Source organism: Enterobacter sp. BIDMC92, from assembly GCF_001030225.1.
Classification (GTDB): Bacteria; Pseudomonadota; Gammaproteobacteria; order Enterobacterales; family Enterobacteriaceae; genus Enterobacter; species Enterobacter sichuanensis.
The window spans coordinates 2,464,189-2,484,586 of record NZ_KQ087598.1 but is presented as its reverse complement, the minus strand read 5'-3'; the positions used below and the strand labels follow the sequence as shown (position 1 = coordinate 2,484,586).

21 protein-coding genes are annotated in these 20,398 nt (G+C 53.9%); 14 read left to right on the top strand and 7 right to left on the bottom strand.

The features are described 5' to 3' along the window. Positions 1-22: 22 nt before the first annotated feature. A complete protein-coding gene (locus SP99_RS11655; RefSeq protein ID WP_025760194.1) occupies positions 23-484 on the bottom strand; it encodes a winged helix-turn-helix transcriptional regulator in 462 nt (153 codons plus the stop codon). A gap of 61 nt (positions 485-545) precedes the next feature. Between SP99_RS11655 and SP99_RS11650 the strand changes: the two genes are divergently transcribed. Further along, positions 546-782, top strand: a complete 237-nt coding sequence (locus SP99_RS11650; RefSeq protein ID WP_025760193.1) for a tautomerase family protein — start codon at positions 546-548, stop codon at positions 780-782. 41 nt (positions 783-823) lie between these two features. On the opposite strand, the gene SP99_RS11645 is transcribed toward SP99_RS11650, so the two are convergent. Beyond that, positions 824-1,123 (bottom strand): ArsR/SmtB family transcription factor, encoded by a 300-nt coding sequence (locus tag SP99_RS11645; RefSeq protein ID WP_025760192.1) that lies wholly within the window; start codon positions 1,121-1,123, stop codon positions 824-826. A gap of 160 nt (positions 1,124-1,283) precedes the next feature. On the opposite strand from SP99_RS11645, the gene fusA reads away from it, so the two are divergent. After that, positions 1,284-3,383 carry an elongation factor G gene (gene fusA / locus SP99_RS11640; RefSeq protein ID WP_047958695.1) on the top strand — a complete coding sequence of 700 codons (2,100 nt, stop codon included), beginning with the start codon at positions 1,284-1,286 and terminating at the stop codon, positions 3,381-3,383. 74 nt (positions 3,384-3,457) lie between these two features. On the opposite strand, the gene SP99_RS11635 is transcribed toward fusA, so the two are convergent. Both SP99_RS11635 and SP99_RS11630 read right to left on the bottom strand, forming a co-directional pair. Further along, a complete protein-coding gene (locus tag SP99_RS11635) occupies positions 3,458-3,883 on the bottom strand; it encodes a DUF3828 domain-containing protein (RefSeq protein WP_047958694.1) in 426 nt (141 codons plus the stop codon). A 260-nt stretch (positions 3,884-4,143) separates the two neighbouring features. Then, positions 4,144-4,716: a flavin reductase family protein gene (locus SP99_RS11630; RefSeq protein WP_047958693.1), complete on the bottom strand. Its 573-nt coding sequence runs from the start codon at positions 4,714-4,716 to the stop codon at positions 4,144-4,146. A 108-nt stretch (positions 4,717-4,824) separates the two neighbouring features. On the opposite strand from SP99_RS11630, the gene nhoA reads away from it, so the two are divergent. Further along, complete coding sequence (nhoA, locus tag SP99_RS11625) at positions 4,825-5,661, top strand: N-hydroxyarylamine O-acetyltransferase (protein WP_047958692.1); 837 nt, start codon at positions 4,825-4,827, stop codon at positions 5,659-5,661. Positions 5,662-5,670: 9 nt separating this feature from the next. Here nhoA and SP99_RS11620 read toward each other — a convergent pair whose 3' ends face one another. The 3 genes from SP99_RS11620 to SP99_RS11610 all read right to left on the bottom strand — a co-directional run bounded on the left by SP99_RS11620 (position 5,671) and on the right by SP99_RS11610 (position 8,439). Beyond that, positions 5,671-6,624, bottom strand: coding sequence for a GlxA family transcriptional regulator (locus SP99_RS11620; protein WP_047958691.1), 954 nt, complete (start codon positions 6,622-6,624; stop codon positions 5,671-5,673). A gap of 61 nt (positions 6,625-6,685) precedes the next feature. Then, a complete protein-coding gene (locus tag SP99_RS11615; protein ID WP_231584280.1) occupies positions 6,686-7,363 on the bottom strand; it encodes a cysteine hydrolase family protein in 678 nt (225 codons plus the stop codon). Positions 7,364-7,509: 146 nt separating this feature from the next. After that, positions 7,510-8,439 carry a LysR family transcriptional regulator gene (locus tag SP99_RS11610; RefSeq protein ID WP_047958689.1) on the bottom strand — a complete coding sequence of 310 codons (930 nt, stop codon included), beginning with the start codon at positions 8,437-8,439 and terminating at the stop codon, positions 7,510-7,512. Between the two features lie 154 nt (positions 8,440-8,593). Here SP99_RS11610 and SP99_RS11605 point away from each other — a divergent pair, with 154 nt between their 5' ends. The 11 genes from SP99_RS11605 to acnB all read left to right on the top strand — a co-directional run bounded on the left by SP99_RS11605 (position 8,594) and on the right by acnB (position 20,331). Continuing rightward, positions 8,594-9,682, top strand: a complete 1,089-nt coding sequence (locus SP99_RS11605; protein WP_047958688.1) for a 4-oxalomesaconate tautomerase — start codon at positions 8,594-8,596, stop codon at positions 9,680-9,682. 68 nt (positions 9,683-9,750) lie between these two features. Next, positions 9,751-10,995, top strand: a complete 1,245-nt coding sequence (locus tag SP99_RS11600) for an MFS transporter (protein WP_047958687.1) — start codon at positions 9,751-9,753, stop codon at positions 10,993-10,995. A gap of 71 nt (positions 10,996-11,066) precedes the next feature. Next, on the top strand, positions 11,067-11,930 hold the full coding sequence (locus SP99_RS11595) for a fumarylacetoacetate hydrolase family protein (RefSeq protein WP_047958686.1): 864 nt from the start codon (positions 11,067-11,069) through the stop codon (positions 11,928-11,930). Positions 11,931-11,948: 18 nt separating this feature from the next. Beyond that, positions 11,949-13,016, top strand: a complete 1,068-nt coding sequence (gene citC, locus SP99_RS11590; protein ID WP_047958685.1) for a [citrate (pro-3S)-lyase] ligase — start codon at positions 11,949-11,951, stop codon at positions 13,014-13,016. Positions 13,017-13,040: 24 nt separating this feature from the next. Beyond that, positions 13,041-13,331 carry a citrate lyase acyl carrier protein gene (citD, locus tag SP99_RS11585; RefSeq protein WP_047958684.1) on the top strand — a complete coding sequence of 97 codons (291 nt, stop codon included), beginning with the start codon at positions 13,041-13,043 and terminating at the stop codon, positions 13,329-13,331. Further along, positions 13,331-14,206: a citrate (pro-3S)-lyase subunit beta gene (gene citE / locus SP99_RS11580; protein ID WP_047958683.1), complete on the top strand. Its 876-nt coding sequence runs from the start codon at positions 13,331-13,333 to the stop codon at positions 14,204-14,206. Before citD ends, citE begins: the two co-directional genes overlap by 1 nt. A gap of 31 nt (positions 14,207-14,237) precedes the next feature. Further along, complete coding sequence (gene citF / locus SP99_RS11575; protein WP_047958682.1) at positions 14,238-15,758, top strand: citrate lyase subunit alpha; 1,521 nt, start codon at positions 14,238-14,240, stop codon at positions 15,756-15,758. Positions 15,759-15,763: 5 nt separating this feature from the next. Next, positions 15,764-16,303, top strand: a complete 540-nt coding sequence (gene citX / locus SP99_RS11570; protein ID WP_047958681.1) for a citrate lyase holo-[acyl-carrier protein] synthase — start codon at positions 15,764-15,766, stop codon at positions 16,301-16,303. Continuing rightward, complete coding sequence (gene citG, locus SP99_RS11565; protein ID WP_047958680.1) at positions 16,278-17,153, top strand: triphosphoribosyl-dephospho-CoA synthase CitG; 876 nt, start codon at positions 16,278-16,280, stop codon at positions 17,151-17,153. The genes citX and citG overlap by 26 nt, the downstream gene beginning before the upstream one ends. 17 nt (positions 17,154-17,170) lie before the next feature. Next, positions 17,171-17,719, top strand: coding sequence for an RBBP9/YdeN family alpha/beta hydrolase (locus SP99_RS11560; RefSeq protein ID WP_047958679.1), 549 nt, complete (start codon positions 17,171-17,173; stop codon positions 17,717-17,719). A gap of 17 nt (positions 17,720-17,736) precedes the next feature. After that, on the top strand, positions 17,737-20,331 hold the full coding sequence (gene acnB / locus SP99_RS11555; RefSeq protein WP_047958678.1) for a bifunctional aconitate hydratase 2/2-methylisocitrate dehydratase: 2,595 nt from the start codon (positions 17,737-17,739) through the stop codon (positions 20,329-20,331). Positions 20,332-20,398: the final 67 nt, after the last annotated feature.

Here is a 20,398-nt window from a genome sequence, read left to right as displayed (position 1 = left end):
AAGCCGGGTGACGTTGCCGGGCTTACCCCTTTGGTGTCGGCACAATCTGCACCTGGTGGGGTTTCACCTCATGACCCTGCGTATTCACATAGCCAATATGCAACGGATCGCCTGTCTCTTTATCCACCAGCGTTAAATGCGGTGCGGTGTGTAACACCTGTCTGTGTCCCCATTCCATCAGCGCCAGAAGTACCGGGGCAAGGGTGCGGCTTTTTTCGGTAAGCTGGTACTCATAGCGTTCCCGTGCCCCTTCTTCCCGGTAAGGTATTCGGGAGAGCAGCCCCAGCTCCGTCATCAGTTTTAAACGCGTCGCTAAGGTTTGTTTCGTGATCCCGGTATGGCTACGCATGGTTTCGAAGCGCGTCACGCCGTAAAACGCCTCCCTCAGGATCAGCAAAATCCATTGATCGCCCACGATTTTTGCCCCTTCAGCCAGACCGCACAGTTCGGGCGAGAGGTAAGGCAACGATTTTTCTTTTGACACCTGCGGGTTTCCTTTCTAATCTGAGTATGATTTTTAGACCTTGGTTATTAGGGAGAATACAATGCCTTTTGTGAATGTACAAACGATTAAAGGGATCATGAACGACGAGCAGAAGAGCGAGCTGCTGCGCCGGATGACGGACTTGATGGTGGAAATCGAGGGGAGAGGGGATCCCGAGTTCCGTCGCTCGGTCTGGATCCGTATTGATGAGCACGACCCTGAGCAGTGGAGCCTCGGAGGATTACAGCCAACCGCTGAAATGATTGCGAAGACATTCGCGACAACACAGCCGTCCTGATGCAAAGCCGGGAGGTGTAATCGCCTCCCGGCACGACCGGGTTACGGTGTACGCAGCAAAATCTCCATTAGCCCCGGAAAGCGGGCATCCAGATCTTCTCTGCGCAGGGAGATCATATTTTCTCGTCCCTGTGGACGTTGCCAGATCACCCCGCTGTCGCGCAACACGCGCCAGTGATGAGTCATAGTGGATTTCACCACTTCATCCGGACGCAGCGCATTACAGCTGAGTTCGCTGCCATCGGACAGGCGGCGAATAATCGACAGCCGGAGCGGGTTGCCGAGGGCAAACAGCACATTTTCCAGCAATATTTGTTCAGTTTCGGGATGGTTAGGGATCATCGTTTTCCTGCGCAGGGTGTCAGATTGAGCTATATCAACAATAGGTCAACCTTTAAAAAATAGTTCGATAATACTCGTACAATAAGACTATTATAGCAAACGAATGAGTAAGCGACCATCCCGGTCGTCACAGAGACGTCATACAGACTAAGGAAATATCATGCCCCGACCCATTCCTCTCGAACGTTATCGTAACATCGGTATCTCCGCGCATATCGATGCCGGTAAAACGACCACCACCGAGCGCATCCTGTTTTATACCGGGATGAGCCACAAGCTGGGCGAAGTACACGATGGCGCGGCAACAACCGACTGGATGGCGCAGGAGCAAGAGCGCGGGATCACTATTACCTCCGCGGCCGTCAGCTGCTTCTGGCCGGGTATGGACAGAGGCTTTGAACCGCACCGGATCAACATTATCGACACCCCGGGGCACGTGGATTTCACCATTGAGGTGGAACGTTCCATGCGCGTCCTCGACGGCGCCGTGATGGTGTATGACTCCGTCGGGGGCGTTCAGCCCCAGTCCGAAACCGTCTGGCGTCAGGCGAATAAATACCACGTACCGCGTCTGGCCTTCGTCAACAAAATGGACCGTCCGGGTGCCGATTTCTTCCGCGTCGTGCGGATGATGCAGGAGCGCCTGAAGGCGAATCCGGTACCGATTGTGATCCCGGTAGGCGCGGAAGAGCACTTCACCGGGGTGGTGGATCTCATCAAGATGCGCACCATTCTGTGGGACGATGCCACGCAGGGGATGGTGTTCACCTACGCGCCCGTGCCGGATGATTTAGTGAATACCGCCCGGGAGTGGCGGGAAAAAATGGTCTCGGCGGCGGCGGAAGCCAGCGACGAACTGATGGATAAATACCTGGAAACGGGCGATCTGGACGAAGCGGAAATCATCAGAGGGCTGCGTATTCGCACCATCTCGGGTGAAATCCAGCCGATGCTGTGCGGCAGCGCGTTTAAAAACAAGGGCGTGCAGCGCATGCTCGATGCGGTGATTGAGCTGATGCCCTCGCCGCTGGACGTGCCCGCTATCGATGGTGTAGATGAAAAAGGGCAACATGCTGAGCGTCATCCCAGCGATGATGAGCCATTCTCCGCACTGGCGTTTAAGCTGATGAGTGACCCGTACGTCGGCCAGCTGACCTTCATCCGCGTGTACTCTGGCGTGCTGCGCAAAGGCGACGCGGTGTATAACCCGGTGAAAGGGAAGAAAGAGCGGATCGGGCGTATCGTGCTGATGCATGCCAACGATCGCCATGAGGTGGACGAACTGCGCGCCGGGGATATCGCGGCCTGTGTTGGGCTGAAAGATGTCACCACGGGTGACACCTTAACAGACCCGAATGCGGTGATCACCCTGGAACGCATGGAGTTCCCCGATCCGGTTATCTCGCTGGCTATCGAGCCGAAAACGAAAGGCGATCAGGAGAAAATGGGGATCGCCCTGCAGCGTCTGGCAGCGGAAGATCCCTCTTTCCGCCTGCATACTGACGAAGAGTCCGGTCAGACCATTATTTCCGGGATGGGAGAGTTGCACCTGGAGATTATCGTCGACCGCATGAAGCGTGAGTTTGGCGTCGAGGCAAACATCGGTCGTCCGCAGGTCACCTACCGGGAAACCTTGCGTAAAGCGGTGAAGGATATCGAAGGCAAATTTGTCCGTCAGTCCGGTGGGAAAGGGCAGTACGGTCATGTGGTGCTGAGCCTGGAGCCGACCGAGCCCGGCAGTGGCTTTACGTTTGAAGATGCCACCAAGGGCGGCGTGGTGCCGCGCGAGTATATTCCGTCCGTTGAGAAAGGGCTGCGTGAAGCCATGAACAGCGGTGTGCTGGCCGGATATCCGGTTGTCGATGTCAAAGCGACGCTGACGTTTGGTTCGTATCACGATGTCGACTCCTCGGAGATGGCCTTCCGCATGGCGGCCATCCTCGGCTTTAAAGAGGGGGCGCGCAGGGCGGATCCGGTGATCCTTGAGCCGATCATGCACGTGGAGGTAGAAACACCCGAAGAGTACGCTGGCAATATTATGGGCGATCTCTCTTCCCGTCGTGGCATGGTTCAGGGCATGGAAGAGCAGTACGGAAGCCAGATCATTCGCGCGGATGTGCCGCTGGCGGAGATGTTTGGTTACGCCACGACACTGCGTTCAATGTCCCAGGGGCGCGCGACGTACACGATGGAGTTCCATCATTTTGCGGAAGCTCCGCGAAATGTGGCGGATGAGATTATTGCGCGGCGTGCGAAGTAGTTAGTTAATTACACATGGTAGTCATTGGGCTACCATGTGTTTTTGCTGCTGTAGCAGATGGGGCTATCGGTTAATTACTTGATCAGCGTGGCCGATCGAACTTTCCATTTCCCTTTTTCCTGAACGAGACAATCTGCTACAACGTGATCTTGTTTCTTACCAAACGCGATATAAACGTTTGTGCAAACGGCATCAAAATCAGAATGCAGGACGGTTATCTGATTCCAGTCCTCATCCCAATCCTGCGCTTTAATGAACATATCCGCATCGGGCATGTCTTTCTCGTTACTATCCCCTGAGTACATTTCCTTAATTGCAGCAATTGTCCCTGAGGCAACGTATTCATGCATGATGTCTGGATTGAGAACCGGCGGTTTGTCCTGATTCAGCTGCGCGATATACCATTGATTGAATTTAAGCGCTGCCAGCCCTGGGGCATAGACACTTTCAGCAACCGCGAACGGAGACAGGGCAAAGAGAAAAAAGTAGAGTATTTTCATTAGTCGTGCCTGAACAGTGCGTATTTTCCACCGGTTCTGATTGCTTCGGTGACGTAGCGAGCACAATACCCCGTGCTTTTCGGTTGGGCGTGTGATTTGGCATACAAGATTGCGCCATCTTTATTCCATGTCATTGATATTTCCTTAATGTGAGGGTGCTAATGCATCAACTCCGGAAATATCCTCCGTTTTACAACGCAATAGTAAACATAAAATGCCATAGAAATTTACTATAATTCAGTAAGATATGATTTAGGCAATCAATCCAGCGCCTTCACCATCTTCCCACTCGCCACAAACGTCCCCGCGCCCAGATGATGCAGTGTATTCAGCTTATCACCGTCAAACTGCCAGCGTCCTTCGACAAACGCACGCTCATCAGCTGCCGCTGAAACCACTTCGCCAAACAACGTATCGTACTTTTCTGCTGCGGATGTGACGGGTAATAACCGACACTCCATCCACGCCAGACATTTTTCTTCTATGACGGGCAGGCCGAGCGCGGGACCGTTTACAACCGGGATGCCGTAACAGTTGAATTTGTCTTCATCCCGCCCACTGACGCTACCCACCGCCCAGGTCCAGTTGGCTGCAGCCACGCCGGGAATGACGATGCCAAACTTCCCGCTGCGTTCAATCAGTTCGCGCGACCAGGTGCTTTTATCCACCACAATAGCGATGCGCGGCGGTTCAAATTCCACAGGCATGGACCATGCAGCGGCCATAACGTTGCGTCTTTCCAGGGTTTCATCCCGGCTGGTGATAAGTACGGTGGGGCCGTGGTTCAGCAGACGGCTGGCATGCCGTAATTCAACAGGGCGAAAGTGATTCATAGGATCTCCTCATCTACAAAGATGAGTATGCAGAAAAAGCACGGAAATCAAAGTGGACGCGTAGAATTAGTTTATAAACACAGCATCACTATCAAAGGAAACTGATATATGTCCCCCTTTCTGACTGCCTATTACGCTCGTATCGGCTGGAAGCAGCCGGCCTCTGTTGATATCGACACCCTGCGAGCGCTGCATTTGCATCACAACTGTGCGATCCCTTTTGAGAATATCGATGTCGTCCTGCCGCGCGAAATCCAGCTTGACGATCAGTGCCTGGTCGACAAACTGGTGACAGGGAGACGTGGGGGATACTGCTTTGAGCAAAACGGCCTGTTCGAGCGCGTCCTGCGTGAAGTCGGGTTTACGGTGCGTAGCGTGCTCGGGCGCGTCGTATTAGCTAATCCGCCGCAAATGCCGCCGCGTACGCACCGCCTGCTGTTAGTTGAGCTTAACGGCGAGCGCTGGATTGCCGACGTTGGGTTTGGCGGCCAGACGCTGACGGCGCCGATTCGTCTGCTCGCTAACGAAGAACAGGAGACGCCGCACGGGCTGTATCGTCTGCTGAGCGAAGGCAACAACTGGGTGCTGCAGTTCCGCCACCACGACCACTGGCAGTCGATGTACCATTTTGACCTGACAACGCAGTATTTCAGTGATTATGTGATGGGGAATTTCTGGTCGGCGCACTGGCCGCAGTCGCATTTCCGTCACCATCTGCTGATGTGCCGCCATCTGCCGGATGGCGGCAAGCTGACGCTAACCAACTTCAACTTTACCCACTGGCAGAACGGTCATGTGGAGGAGCAGATCCATCTCCCCGATGCCGCGGCGCTGTATCAACTGATGCAGACGCGCTTTGGGCTGGGCGTTGATGATGCGAAACACGGTTTTTCACTGGCAGAGCTGACGGCAGTGATGGCGGGTTTTGATACGCACGGGAAATAACCTGGACCGCTATCGGCCGCGAAATTCGCGTCGATAGCGGGAAGGCGACGTATTCAGCCGATTGTTAAAGTGACGACGCAAGGAGGTTGTCGAGGGAAACCCGACCCGCTCGGCAATGTCATCCACCGGCTGGTCAGTTTTTTCGAGATAGCGTTGCGCGACGCTAATGCGTTGGTTCAGCAGCCAGCGCGAAAAACTTTCCCCGGTTGTTTGCTGAATACGTCGGGTAAAGCTGCGGCGGCTCATACAGGCCTTTTCCGCCACGCAGTCCAGCGTGAGGGCGAGCGCAAGGTTCTCCGTTGCCCAGGCCAGCGCGTTGGTGAAATTATCCCCGCGACGCGTATTCTGAACCGGTAATTCGACATATTGTCGCTGTCCACCCTGACGATGGGGCGGTACAACCAGCAAACGCGCTACGCTGTTTGCCACTTCTGCTCCCCATGCCTGACGCACCAGATGCAGACAGCAGTCGATACTGGCCGCTGTTCCTGCAGAAGTGACAACGTCACCATCATCGATATAAAGTACGTCATTATTCATTTGCGCACAGGGGTAAAGGCGCTGAAAGTCAGCTGCCCATCGCCAGTGCGTTGTCGCAGGCCGGTTTTTCAATAGCCCGGCGGCCGCGACAACAAACGCGCCCATACACAAACCGACAATACGTGCTCCTGCGGCATGGGCATTTTGCAAGGCCTGCAAAAGTTCTGGTTCAGGAGCATGCTCAGGGACATCCCAGCTTGGGACGATGACCATATCCATTCCGGCCAACCCATCCAGCCCGCGCTCAACAACGATAGAAAAACCCGCATTGGTTTTAAGCACACCAGGCGTCGTGGCGCAAACAACCAGCTGACAAAGTGGCTCACCTTTCGGCGTCAGCGCTTTCTCAAACACGGCATACGGCACCGACAGGTGAAAAGGGATGATGCCATTAAATACCACAATACCAATTTTCAACGTCATATCAGCCTCCATGTGCCAGCCAGTATAGAAGTCTGGCTGGCGACAGGGTTTAAGTCCGGTCTTATTTTGTGACTGGCAGTGCTATAACGTCTTCAGTGGTCATTATCTCAGCGAATACATCGGCAACACCGGCTAATGCCGCACGTTGCAGTGTTTTGTGATCCACCACGCCACCCTGACCGTCATCCAGATCGCGTGTTGCTGTTGCATCTTCTGGAATAATCACGCTGTAACCCAGCGGTACGGCATCACGTGCAGTAGACGAAATGCACATGTGCGTCATCAGACCAATCACAATTACGGTTTTAATCCCTTTTTTCTTTAATTGCGCATCCAGATCGGTGCCAACAAAAGAACTGGGGGTCGCTTTGGTGATAATAGTGTCTTGCGCAGAAGGTTGCAGATCTTTATGGAATTGCGCATAGACAGACCCTTCGGCGAACAGCGGGCTATCCTTCGGCCCCAGATGACGCACGAAGTATACCGGCAGCCCGATATGATGGGCATAGCTGACCAGTTTTTGGCTATTCTTAAGGACTTTCTCGCCATCCGGGATAACCATCTGACCGCGAAAATCGTTTGATGCGTAATATTCGTTTTGAATATCCACGACGATTAACGCAGTGTCAGAGGCAGATAAGGATTGCGTTGCCGTTGCGCCCGTCATCGCGCGAATTGTTTTGCTATTCATCCGGGGTGTCTCCTGTTCGGTAGCGTAAGTGGAAAACGTACTGATCATGCCAATCAGCAATGCCGTACGAAAAATGGATATCTTCACGTGAACTCCCTCTGTGTTCTGTTCGGGAGTCATTATTTCGCACAGTCATCAACGACAGGAGTCACCTGGAACACCAATACCGGTACTTTTGGGCCAATATGAGACGGTTACAACTGCGTAAACTTGCCAATCCAGGGGCTGCGGTTTTCACCGGACCACAGATGTAAAACCATCTCCCGGAACTTCTCCGCCGCCGGGCTCAGGGTTGTTTCCCGGCGCTGTACCAGCCCCAGGGTGCGGCGTATGACGGGTTCAATCAGTGGACGGCTGACCAGAATATGATGTTCATCGGTCGGCATCGCCAGGCTGGGAACGACAGAGACGCCAAGACCCGCTTCCACCATCCCCAGTGACGTTGACAGATGACGCACTTCATAAAACCAGTTCGGTTTCCAGGCCATTTTCTCGAACGCCTGATCGATAAGCGAACGGTTCCCGCTGGAACGCCTGACCCCAATCAGCTTCATGCCTGCCAGATCGTCCCAGGTCACCAGCGGTTTTTTCGCCAGTTCATTGTCGCGGCGGCATGCCAGAACAAAAGGTTCGTTCACCAGCGGGGCAAAATCGATATTCGGATGTGTGATGTTTATCATATTTATACCGAAATCTGCGTCGCCATTTAAAACCGCTTCGAGACAATCGCTGGCACTGTGCTCAAGGATGCGGATCCGGATGTTTGGGTAGTCATTGTTATAATCTCGTATCACGGAAGGCAGGAAATAGAAGGCGGCAGTAGGGATACAGGAAACTGTAATAACCCCGGCCTGATGCGTCGCCATCTCTTTAATACTCAGGACTGAGCTTTCATAAAAATCGATTAAATTCTTTGCCTTAGGTAAAAATTCTCTTCCCACCGTCGTGAGCTTGACGCTGCGCGTTGAACGCTCAAAGAGCGTGGTACCCAGACTTTCTTCCAGTTTTTGAATTCTTCGTGTTAACGCCGGTTGTGAAATATGAAGAAATTGCGACGCTTTTGTAAAACATCCGATTTCTGCAATTTTTACAAACGCTTGTATTCCCTGTAATTCATGTTGCATGTCTGCATCCCATTTTCGCTTTTCTTAAACCACGATAACGCAAGGGTTATTAATGTGCAAAACGTATTAATCCCGCTTTTTTTGACATTAGAGTTATCAACTGGAGTGTGAAAACCTTATTGCGCTCCTGATAAAAATGAAATGAGAAAAAGACATGCTAAAGATCCCATGTGTATTAATGCGTGGCGGGACATCAAAAGGTCCCGTCATTCTGGCCAGCGACCTGCCAGCGGAAACCGACGCGCGTGATGCGGTTTTACTCAGCCTGATGGGCGCGGGCCATGAACTTGAAATTGACGGTATTGGCGGAGGAAGCCCGCAAACCAGTAAGGTGGCCATCGTCAGTCCTTCCGACAGCCCGGACGCTGATGTGGATTATCTCTTTGCGCAGGTGATGGTCAACGAACGTCGCGTCGATACCACACCCAACTGCGGCAACATGCTCTGTGCCGTGGGGCCCTTTGCGATAGAAAAAGGGCTGGTGAAGGCGCAAAGCCCGGTAACGACGGTGCGGATCCGTAATCTTAATACCGGGACTCTGGTTGATGCGGAAGTGCAAACGCCAGATTTCCGGGTCGTGTATGAAGGCGATACCCAGATTGACGGTGTGCCGGGTACCGCTGCGCCCATTGGCTTAACGTTCCTGAATTCTGCGGGTTCTAAAACAGGAAAATTACTGCCAACGGAGAGTGTGACAAACGAATTCGACGGAATTGAAGTCACCTGTATCGATATGGCAATGCCCATGGTATTGATTGACGCCTCAGCCCTGGGAAAAACAGGAGGGGAGTCACCCGCAGAGCTGGACGCTGATAAGGCTTTTAAAGAAAAGCTCGAACATCTGCGTCGTCAGGCTGGCGCCGCGATGGGCTTAGGGGACGTGTCCAACAAAGTGATCCCTAAACCGGTTCTGCTCAGCAAGGCGCGTAACGGCGGAACGCTTCAGGTGCGCTATTTCATGCCACACACCTGTCATAAATCACTGGCGATTACCGGATCAATTGGTATTTCGACCGCGACGCTCATTGAAGGCTCTGTCGCCGCGAAAATCATTGCCGACCGACCAAAGGAACGCTTCACCAATATTATTGATATCGAGCATCCAAGTGGAAAAATATCGGTGTCACTATTGAGGGAAGATAACAATATCGAAAATACCCGTGCGGCGGTTATTCGCACTTCACGTAAATTATTTGAAGGCGTGGTTTGCGTACCTGAGAAAATGCTCTCTGAAGTTGATTAAATAAAGTCTGAAAAATATCTGTCTTACACAACGAATTTCTGTACCTTAACTATAATACTGAGGTTATTATGGCGTTAACGCATGCTAACAATACCCAGAAAGCATCTGAGCCGGTAAAAGCCAGCGCGCATATTCGCGTAATTCTGGCGCTGGCATTATCCGGGCTTGCTGAACTTGCTTCTCTGTTTTTTATTCAACCTCTGCTGCCGACGCTGGCTGTGGAATATAATGTGCCAGTCAGTCAGGTGAGTATTATCCTGTCAGCAGAAACGGCGTTGCTGGCAATTGGCTTGCTGTTTACCGGAACGTTATCCGATCACTATGGCAGGAAGCGGTTAATTATTGTCTCCCTTCTGCTGGGCGGGATCCTGACGCTGCTCTGCCCGCTGGTAGAGTCCTGGGCGATGCTGGTGGCGCTGAGTGCGGTGATTGGTCTGGCGCTGAGCGGTATCGCGGCAGCGGCAACCGCCTACATTAGTGAGGAAGTCGCGCCGGTAGCGGCAGGGATCGTCACGGGGTATTTTGTCTTCGGTAACTCGATGGGCGGCATGTCCGGCCGTATTGTTGCCAGTCAGCTTATCGATCACGTTTCTATTAATGTCATCTTTTACGGCTTTGCCGTCAGTCTGATTGCGGTTGCTATTCTGGTGAAATTCCTTCTGCCTGAATCCAAAAACTTCACTCCTACGCAAAACCTGAATGTGATGCGAATGGTAAAAGGGGCGGCATCGCATTTCAAAAACAAAAATCTGGCGCTGGCATTTGTCATCAGCTTTATTATCTTCGGCGCATTCACCTCTCTTTATAACTATCTGGCTTTCTTCCTGAAGGGTCAACCGTTCCATATTTCACCGGCTAATGCAGGTCTGCTCTCCTTTAGCTTTGCCCTGAGCTTCTTTACGGCTCCGCAGGCCGGTCGCTTATCCGCGAAATATGGCGCGATGAAAGTCTTGCGCGTGCTGTTCCTGATCATGGCCTTTGGCATGCTGCTGACGCTGACGTCGAATGTTGTCACCTTTATTGTGGGCGCGGTCATTTTTACCGGCTGTTTCTTCGGCTGCCACTCTATCGGTTTAAGCTGGGTCAGTAAAAATGCAACCCATGCAAGAGGCCAGGCCGTCGCGCTCTATTTATTCTTCTACTACATGGGCGGTTCGGTTATTGGTTTTATCAACGGTTTTGTTTTCCATTCTATGGGCTGGCTGGGAATGACAGGATTTATTCTGGCCTTACTCGGGGTTGGCGTTATGGTGGCAACGTATCTGGCATCCGGTAATAAACCGGTGCTGGTACCCGCGCAGTCAGCAGAATAAAACATCAGGCAAGGTGTTCACGCCTCAGGGCGTGAACACAGAACGAATATGTATATCAATCGGGTATCATCATGAAATTAGCAAGTTATATTCATCAGGGCCGTAAAAGCTACGGGATTTATACACCATCCGGCATTATCGATTTGGGTAATAAAATCGGCCATCACTACGAGACGTTGAAAGATCTCCTGCAGTGGGATGCGGTTGACGTTGCCAGGCAATATCTCGATTGCCCTGTGGATATGATGCCTGAAGAGATTACCTTTTTACCCGTTATTGAAGAGCCTGGAAAGATTTTCTGCGTTGGTATGAATTACGCTGAAAAAAGAAAAGAGTTTGCCGAGACCAATAATGCGCCCACGCTGTTTATTCGCTTTCCTGATTCACAAACCGGGCATGCGCAGCCGGTGATAAAACCGGTTCTCTCCAGCGAATTCGATTATGAAGGCGAGCTGGCCGTTATTATCGGTAAACCTGGCAGCCGGATTGACGTGAATGACGCACTCAGTCATGTCGCGGGATACAGCTGCTATATGGATGGTTCCGTTCGCGACTGGCAGCACGCCTGGTTCACTGCCGTTAAAAACTGGACGCAAACCGGCGCCTTCGGCCCCTACATGACCACGGCGGATGAGATCCCCGATCCACATGCATTGACCATTCATACCTGGCTGAACGGCATGCTGGTTCAGAATGACTCCACAGGCAGCATGATCCACAAAGTGGCGGATATTATCGCCTACATCAGTACGTTCACCTCTCTCAGCGCTGGCGACGTCATTATTACCGGTTCGCCAGGCGGCGTCGGCAAAAAGCGTAATCCGCCGCTGTTTATGCACCATGGCGATCGCGTTGAAGTTGAGATCGAAAACCTTGGTCGCCTGATGAACACCATTGTGGAAGCTCAACCGCAGCCGGAAGAACTCGCTGTCTAAACGCCCAGGAGAGAGAAGATGTTCAGCGCCAGAACACCCGAGTTTGAGGTTATTAACGCCGGTAACGCTCAGGCCAGAGAGGAGGTTGCTGCTTTCCTGGCCCGCAACGGTTTAGGTATTGATGACGATATCGCGCAATTTATTGTTGCCCGCTATCAGCGCCATCTTGTCGCCTGCACCGGCATTGCGGGTAACACGTTGAAGTGCATCGCAGTGGATGCCGGGTGGCGGGGCACGTCGTTAATCCTGACGTTAATCCATGAGGCCGAACTGCAGGCGGCACAGAACGGTGAACATCAACTCTTTCTCTTTACCTGTCCGGATAACGTGAAGTCATTTCGCGGATGCGGCTTTTATCCGCTGGTGACGGTCGGGAAGCGTGCGGCATTAATGGAAAATACGCCGGTGGGGATTCATCGTTATTGCAGCGAACTTCGTCGTCAACATCTCGTGCCGGGAAATACTGTTGGCGCGATTGTGATGAACGCGAATCCGTTCACCCTGGGCCATCAATATCTGATCGAACATGCAGCAAGCCGGTGCGACCATTTGCATGTTTTCGTGGTTCAGGAAGATGTCTCCGCGTTTTCATTTAAAGAACGCTTCGCGATGGTCAGGGACGGTTCCCGGCATATTCCTAACGTCACGGTGCATCCGGGGTCTGCGTATATTATTTCTCGTGGCACCTTCCCGGGCTATTTCCTGAAAGACAAGCAGGTCATTGATAAAGTCTATGCGGCCATTGACCTCCTGCTGTTCAGAAATTACATCGCCCCGGCGTTGAATATTCATCATCGTTTCGTGGGTACCGAACCGTTCTGTCCGTTAACCGCTGAATATAACCGGGCAATGCATCGCTGGCTGGAAGACGAAACCAGCGCGGCACCCCATATTTGCGTCCACGAAATAGAAAGAAAAACGGATGGCTTTAATGTGCCGGTCTCGGCTTCAGCCGTTCGTCGTTTATTAAAAGAAAACAACATCGCTGCCGCCAGCCGCATGGTGCCAGCCACCACGCGCGCGTTTCTGAATAACGGAGTGCAGCATCAGCGTTGCTTATCCGAGCCGCTGACGGCAGCGGTTTAAGCGCATTACCACAGGAAAATGGATATGAAAATTGTACAAGCCGCGATGGCGGGAACGCTGGAGTCCAGCGACCTCATGGTTAAGGTCAGCCCCGATGAGAGCGGGCTGGACGTGGTCATCCACAGCGAAGTGTATAAGCAATTCGGCGACCGAATTGCAGAAGTGGTGAATGAAACGCTCTCTGCGTTCAACATCGAACAGGGGCAGATCATTATTGATGATAAAGGCGCGCTGGACTGCGTGATCCGCGCCCGCGTGCAGGCTGCACTGCTCAGAGGGACAGCCCGGGAAGACATTGCATGGGAAACGTTATAATGAAAAAGTTACGCCGCAGTATGTTATTTATTCCCGGTTCAAGTGCTGCCATGCTGTCGACGGCATTTATCTATAAACCTGACTCTATTATGTTTGACCTGGAAGATGCCGTGTCGCTGAAAGAAAAAGACAGCGCCCGTCTTCTGGTATTTCATGCCCTGCAACACCCGATGTACAACGATATTGAAACCGTTGTTCGAATTAACCCGCTAAATACCCCTTTCGGTTTGAAGGATCTTGAAGCTGCCGTCAGGGCGGGGGTGGATGTTATTCGTCTGCCGAAAACCGACTCTCCGGAAGATATTTATCAGCTCGAACGTGAAATCGTCCGCATTGAAGAAACCTGCGGCCGTCCTGTTGGCTCCACGAAATTAATGGCGGCAATAGAATCTGCCGTGGGGGTTATTAATGCGGTCGCCATTGCGAAATCGTCCGACCGTTTAATGGGTATTGCGCTGGCCGCTTTTGATTATGTGATGGATATGCAAACCGAGCGGGGCGACGGGACAGAGCTGTTTTATGCACGGTGCGCGGTATTACATGCCGCGCGCGGAGCCGGTATTGATGCGTTCGACGTGGTGTACGCCGACGTCAATGACGAGGCCGGGTTCCTGAAAGAGGTGGATCTTATCCGCCGGATGGGCTTCAACGGAAAATCGCTGATTAACCCGCGACAAATTGAAATTCTTCATAACGCCTATGCTCCCACCCAGGAAGAAGTGGATTACGCACAGCGCGTGCTTGCCGCCGCAGAAGAGGGCGAACGCAACGGACTCGGGGTGATCTCGCTGAACGGCAAAATGATCGACGCGCCGATTATCAACCATGCCCGTGTTGTTATCGAACGCAAAAATGCCTCTGGCATTCGTCAGTAATCACCTTTTTTCGCAAGCGACAGGATGAATAATGAAAAATCTTACTGAAACCCTGCACCACATTCCCGGCACGCGTCGTGAATACGTCGCCTTCAGCGGCGCTAACGCGACGACGCCGTATCTTTCTGATACACAGCAAAAATATCAGCGCAAACTTTTTGCCAGCGTGGACGAGGTGCTGGACCGTTGCGATCTGCATGACGGTATGACCGTCTCCTTCCACCACGCGTTCCGCGAAGGCGACAAGGTGATCAACTATGTGATGGATAAGCTGGCTCAGCGCGGTCTTAAAGGGCTCACGCTCGCGTCCAGTTCGTTAATGTCATGCAATACGCCGCTCATCGAGCACATTCGCAATGGTGTGATTGGCAAAATCTACACTTCCGGGATGCGTGGTGAGCTCGCGGATGCGATTTCACACGGACTGATGGACGAACCGGTACAGATCCACTCCCACGGCGGACGGGTGAATCTGATTCTGAAGGGCGAAATTACCATTGATATCGCTTTTCTGGCGGTCTCCTGCTGCGATGAATATGGCAATGCCAGCGGCAACGGCGGTACCTCGCAGTGCGGCTCGCTGGGTTACGCCATGGTCGATGCGCAGTATGCCAAAAAGGTGGTCCTGCTTACCGAAACCCTGAAGCCATTCCCTAATCTGCCGGCCAGTATCGTTCAGGATCGGGTTGACTATGTGGTGCAGATTGAGAGCGTCGGCGATCCGGCCAAAATCAGCGTCGGCGCTGCCAGGGTGACCAGTAATCCACGCGAACTGATGATTGCCCGCTCTGCTGCCGATGTTATCGAACACTCTGGTTATTTCCGCAATGGCTTTTCCATTCAGACCGGTTCAGGTGCGGCATCCACCGCCTGTACGCGGTTTATGGAAGCCCGGATGCGCAAACACAATATTGTCGCCCAGTTCGCGCTCGGCGGGATCACCGGCAGCATTGTCGATCTGCATCAAAAGGGGCTCATTGAAAAGATCCTCGATACGCAAAGCTTTGACGGTGCGGCGGCGGCCTCCCTGGCTGTCAATCCCAACCATGTTGAAATCTCCACTAACGTCTACGCCAACCCGGCGGCCAAAGCCGCCTGCTGCGACAGGGTAGATGTGGTCATTCTCAGCGCGCTGGAGGTGGACATACAGTTCAACGTCAATGTCCTCACCGGTTCCGACGGGGTGATGCGAGGCGCGTCAGGCGGGCATTGCGACGTCGCGGCGGCGGCCAATCTCACCATTGTGGTTGCTCCGCTGATCCGCAGCCGAATTCCAACCGTTGTCCGGCAGGTCACCACCCTGGTAACACCGGGGGAGAGTATTGACGTTCTGGTTACCGATCACGGTATTGCCGTTAACCCGGCGCGCCCGGAGGTCCGCGAACGCCTGATTCACGCCGGGCTGCCCGTCGTCGACATCGAGGCGCTGTATCAGAAGGCGTTGCTTATCTCGGGCGAGCCTAAGCCGGTGGCGTTTACCGACCGGATCGTTGGCGTGGTGCGCTACCGCGACGGCAGCGTAATTGATGTGGTTCACCAGGTGAAGGAGTGATCCCCATGACGGATAACGCATCGAATACCTCTGTTTCGCTGGAACAGGTTCTGACGTCAAAAGAGCAGCGTGCACGCCGACAGCAGGCGTGGCTGTTTCAGTCGGATCATACCGTAGTATCCGTCACGCTGGTCTGGCCGGGGGCGGTGAAAGATATCGGTCTGGCCCGACGGGTGATGGCCGTTGCGAATGAGGCGCTCGGAGAGCTATTCCGCACGCATCAGTGGACGGTCTGTCGCCAGCAGACTCTGCAGCCGGTCACCGGGCCGGAAGCGCTCTGGTCGGTGGCTGCCCCGGCCTGGATGATCAAGCACGTCACCGCGCATCTCGAAGATAACCATCCTATGGGACGCCTGTGGGATATCGATGTGCTGTGTCCGAAAACGGGACTGCTGAAAAGAAGCGCCATCCAGCAACCGATGCGCAGATGCTTTATCTGTCATGAACCTGCTCATGTCTGCTCGCGTATGCGACGCCATTCCCTGCCCGAGCTTATGCACGTGATTGAGGCGTTAACCGATGACTACTTCGCTTGCCAGATGTAATGCGCCAGACGTTCAGCAACCCTTCGCGGCGCTGGCGATCGAGGCTCTGTACCGGGAAATTCGCTTAACCCCGAAACCGGGCCTGGTGGATTGCGAAAACAGCGGAGCGCATCGCGATATGAATTACGCGCTGTTTATGGCCAGTATCGCGGCCATTGCCCCGTGGTTCACCGTGTTCTTTAACGTCGGCAGGGAGACGGCCCGTCTAGCCGGGCCGCAAACGCTGCGGGCAATAAGGCCGGTCGGTCTGGCCTGCGAGCAGGCGATGTTCAACGCCACCGGCGGGGTGAATACCCATAAAGGCGGCATCTTCTCCCTGGGGCTGCTCTGTGCCGCGGCGGGGCGTCTGACGCAAAGGCAGGAAAACCTCACGCAACGCAGCCTGTGCGATGAGAGCAGGGCGATTTGCGCTGGCATCGTTGACCTGGAGCTGAAAAATCGCGGTGTTGCGAAGACGAAGGGCGAGCAGCAGTTCCAGGCATACGGTTTAACCGGCGCCAGAGGGGAAGCTGAAAGCGGTTTTGCCACCGTCCGTCACGCCGGGCTTCCTCACTTTGAAATGGCACTGCGCCGGGGAGCCTCTGAGGAGGAGGCGTTACTGAGAATGTTGCTCGGGCTGATGGCGGCGAATCCGGATACCAATCTTGTTTCACGGGGTGGACCCGAAGGGCTGAATTATGCCAGACGCTATTCCAGACGACTTTTGTCAGTGAAACATCTGACGCCGGAGAAACTCGTTAACGCCTTAACCAATATGGACGTTCAGTTTATTCGCCGGAATCTAAGCCCGGGCGGGAGCGCAGATCTTATCGCCGTCGGATGGTTATTGTCGCAGTTTCCCTCCGAATAATCGAAAAGGAAAACGTCATGATTGAACAACGCCTCCAGCAGCTCAGTAGCGTCTATACCGTGGTTCTGGTGCCGGGTCTGAGAGACAGCGATGAACATCACTGGCAAAGCTGCTGGGGGCGACGTTTTCCTTTCTGGAAGCGAATTCAGCAGAAAAACTGGTTCGAGCCCGATATTGAAAACTGGATCTCCGCCATTACCCGGCAGCTGGCGCAGTGCCCGCTGCCCGCCATCCTCGTCGGGCATAGCTTTGGTGCGCTGGCATCGTGTCGGCTGCTGCAAACGCGACCGGTAAACGTCGCCGGGGTGGTGATGGTCGCACCGGCAGAGCCCGCGTTTTTCGGCCTTGAAGAGGCCATTCAGCCTGCGCCATTACCGGTTCCCTGCCTGATGTTTGCCAGCAGAAACGATCCCCTGATGCGCTTCTCGCGCGCGCAGTTCTGGGCTGCCTGTTGGAAGGGGCAGTTAATCGATATCGGCGAGGCCGGACATATTAATGCCGAATCTGGCCACGGTGAATGGCCTTACGGACTTGAACGACTAACAGAATTTTGTGAACAACTTTAGCTTTAACAGGAGAACCTATGTTAGATGATTACACTCAGCACCGGAAAGTCCGCCAGGAGGTGGGCATTCCGGCGAAACCGTTAACAGCGGAACAGACAGCGGTGCTGATCCAGCGTTTACTTCACGATGCGCCGACACATCACCCGCAATTAATCGATTTATTAACCCACTGCGTCCCACCGGGTGTCGATCCTGCGGCAAAGTTAAAAGCCGAGTTTTTATTTAAGGTGGCGTTGCAGGACTACCGTGTTAACGGTCTCTCTACCGAAGCGGCCACCACGCTGCTGGGTACCATGCAGGGCGGTTATAATGTCCAGCCGCTGATTGCGCTGCTTGACCATCCGGACCTGGCGCCGCTGGCCGCACAGCAGCTCTCAACAACCATCCTCATTTTTGAAAAATTCAGCCAGGTTGAAGCCAAAGCGATGGCCGGTAACGTCCATGCGAAAGCGGTGCTTCACGCGTGGGCCAATGCCGAATGGTTTACCCGCCGCCCGGCGATGGCTGAAAAAATCACCCTGCAGGTATTTAAGGTGCCCGGTGAGACCAATACTGACGATTTGTCTCCGGCACCGGAGGCATGGTCACGGCCGGATATTCCGCTGCATGCGCTCTCCATGCTCAGTAACGCCCGGGAAGGGGTTGAGCCTGATGAACCCGGCGCGCGCGGGCCGTTGCGCCAGCTGGCAGAATTAAAAGCGGCTGGCTGGCCGCTGGTCTATGTTGGCGACGTTGTGGGAACCGGATCGTCACGTAAATCCGCCACCAACTCCATCTTATGGCACATCGGGAACGATATTCCTTTCGTGCCGAATAAACGCAACGGCGGGTTTGTGTTTGGCGGCAAGATCGCCCCCATTTTCTTTAATACGCTCGAAGATTCCGGTGCCTTGCCGGTAGAGATGGATGTCTCCACGCTGACGACCGGGATGCTGATCGATCTTTATCCCTGGAAAGGCGAAATTCGTGAGACCGAAAGTCAGCGTCTGGTGACGACCTTTACGCTTAAAACCGAGGTGCTGCTGGATGAAGTGCGTGCCGGCGGGCGGATCCCGTTGATTATCGGACGCAGCCTGACGGCGAAAGCGCGGGAATCGCTGAAGCTTGCGCCTTCTGAGGTCTTCCGCCAGCCTGCGGCACCTGCGCCTTCCACCGCCGGTTTTACGCTGGCCCAGAAGATGGTCGGTAAAGCCTGCGGCGTCGCGGGGATCCGTCCCGGGCAATATTGCGAGCCAAAGATTTCGACAGTCGGTTCACAGGATACCACCGGCGGGATGACGCGTGATGAGCTGACCGATCTGGCGTGCCTGACGTTTTCAGCCGATCTGGTGATGCAGTCTTTTTGCCACACCTCTGCGTATCCAAAGCCGGTGGATGTTCGGCTGCATGAAACGCTGCCGCAGTTTATCACCCACCGTAACGGGGTGGCGCTCAAACCGGGTGACGGCATTATCCACTCCTGGTTAAACCGCATGCTGCTGCCGGATACGGTAGGCACCGGTGCTGATTCCCATACCCGTTTCCCGCTGGGGATCTCCTTCCCGGGCGGCTCCGGACTGGTGGCGTTCGCCGCGGCAACGGGCATTATGCCGCTGGATATGCCGGAATCGGTGCTGGTTCGCTTTAAAGGTGAGATGCAAAAAGGCATCACCCTGCGCGATCTTGTTCACGCTATTCCGCTGTATGCCAGAAAACAGGGGCTGCTGACGGTCGAGAAAAAGAATAAGCGCAATGTTTTCTCGGGCCGAATCCTCGAAATCGAGGGGCTGGAAGCATTAAGTGCAGAGCAGGCGTTTGAACTGGCCGACGCGTCGGCTGAACGGTCCGCTGCCGCCTGCGTGATGCGCCTGGCGGAAGAGAAGGTGGCGCAATACCTGCGCTCCAATGCGGCTCTGCTGCGCTGGATGGTTCAGCAGGGGTACGAAAACGCCGCCACGCTTGAACGTCGTATCGCGGAGATTGAGGCCTGGCTGGCTAACCCGTCGCTGCTCTGCGCCGATCCAGATGCGGAATACGCGGCCGTCATTGAGATTGACCTCAATGAGATCACCGAACCGGTGGTCTGCGCGCCGGACGATCCGGATGATGCCCGCCTGCTTTCTGAGGTGGCCAGCACGCCGATAGAAGAGGTCTTTATTGGCTCCTGTATGACCAATATCGGCCATTTCCGCGCGGCCGGGACAATCATGGCCGAGGCCAGCGAAAGTCAGGCGCGTTTGTGGCTCGCTCCGCCGACAAAAATGGATGCCCAACAACTCTCTCGTGAAGGCTATTTTAATCAGTTTATTCAATCGGGCGCGCGCATTGAGCCCGCGGGCTGTTCACTCTGTATGGGGAACCAGGCGAGGGTGCGCGAAGGGAGTCACGTGGTATCAACGTCCACCCGAAATTTCCCGCATCGACTGGGAACAAATGCCAAAGTTTTCCTGGCATCGGCTGAATTAAGTACTGTTGCGGCCATCCTGGGTAAAATGCCCACCGTTGACGAGTATTTTCGCTATACCGATAAACTTCATGACACGCATGAAAATATCTATCGTTATCTCAGTTTTGACACCCTGGCTGAATATCAAACCACAAAAGGTGATAATATCCAGATTGTTACCGTGTAATTCTTTATTATTTGTTTGATAAATATTATTTAGCCGGCAGAGACCTCTCGCAGGAATGGTCTCTGCT

Coding starts and splice junctions, on each gene's coding strand:
- SP99_RS11650 (WP_025760193.1), top strand. CDS start 546: ATGCCTTTTGTGAATGTACAAACGATTAAAGGGATCATGAACGACGAG.
- SP99_RS11645 (WP_025760192.1), bottom strand. CDS start 1,123: ATGATCCCTAACCATCCCGAAACTGAACAAATATTGCTGGAAAATGTG.
- fusA (WP_047958695.1), top strand. CDS start 1,284: ATGCCCCGACCCATTCCTCTCGAACGTTATCGTAACATCGGTATCTCC.
- SP99_RS11635 (WP_047958694.1), bottom strand. CDS start 3,883: ATGAAAATACTCTACTTTTTTCTCTTTGCCCTGTCTCCGTTCGCGGTT.
- SP99_RS11630 (WP_047958693.1), bottom strand. CDS start 4,716: ATGAATCACTTTCGCCCTGTTGAATTACGGCATGCCAGCCGTCTGCTG.
- nhoA (WP_047958692.1), top strand. CDS start 4,825: ATGTCCCCCTTTCTGACTGCCTATTACGCTCGTATCGGCTGGAAGCAG.
- SP99_RS11620 (WP_047958691.1), bottom strand. CDS start 6,624: ATGACGTTGAAAATTGGTATTGTGGTATTTAATGGCATCATCCCTTTT.
- SP99_RS11615 (WP_231584280.1), bottom strand. CDS start 7,363: ATGATCAGTACGTTTTCCACTTACGCTACCGAACAGGAGACACCCCGG.
- SP99_RS11610 (WP_047958689.1), bottom strand. CDS start 8,439: ATGCAACATGAATTACAGGGAATACAAGCGTTTGTAAAAATTGCAGAA.
- SP99_RS11605 (WP_047958688.1), top strand. CDS start 8,594: ATGCTAAAGATCCCATGTGTATTAATGCGTGGCGGGACATCAAAAGGT.
- SP99_RS11600 (WP_047958687.1), top strand. CDS start 9,751: ATGGCGTTAACGCATGCTAACAATACCCAGAAAGCATCTGAGCCGGTA.
- SP99_RS11595 (WP_047958686.1), top strand. CDS start 11,067: ATGAAATTAGCAAGTTATATTCATCAGGGCCGTAAAAGCTACGGGATT.
- citC (WP_047958685.1), top strand. CDS start 11,949: ATGTTCAGCGCCAGAACACCCGAGTTTGAGGTTATTAACGCCGGTAAC.
- citD (WP_047958684.1), top strand. CDS start 13,041: ATGAAAATTGTACAAGCCGCGATGGCGGGAACGCTGGAGTCCAGCGAC.
- citE (WP_047958683.1), top strand. CDS start 13,331: ATGAAAAAGTTACGCCGCAGTATGTTATTTATTCCCGGTTCAAGTGCT.
- citF (WP_047958682.1), top strand. CDS start 14,238: ATGAAAAATCTTACTGAAACCCTGCACCACATTCCCGGCACGCGTCGT.
- citX (WP_047958681.1), top strand. CDS start 15,764: ATGACGGATAACGCATCGAATACCTCTGTTTCGCTGGAACAGGTTCTG.
- citG (WP_047958680.1), top strand. CDS start 16,278: ATGACTACTTCGCTTGCCAGATGTAATGCGCCAGACGTTCAGCAACCC.
- SP99_RS11560 (WP_047958679.1), top strand. CDS start 17,171: ATGATTGAACAACGCCTCCAGCAGCTCAGTAGCGTCTATACCGTGGTT.
- acnB (WP_047958678.1), top strand. CDS start 17,737: ATGTTAGATGATTACACTCAGCACCGGAAAGTCCGCCAGGAGGTGGGC.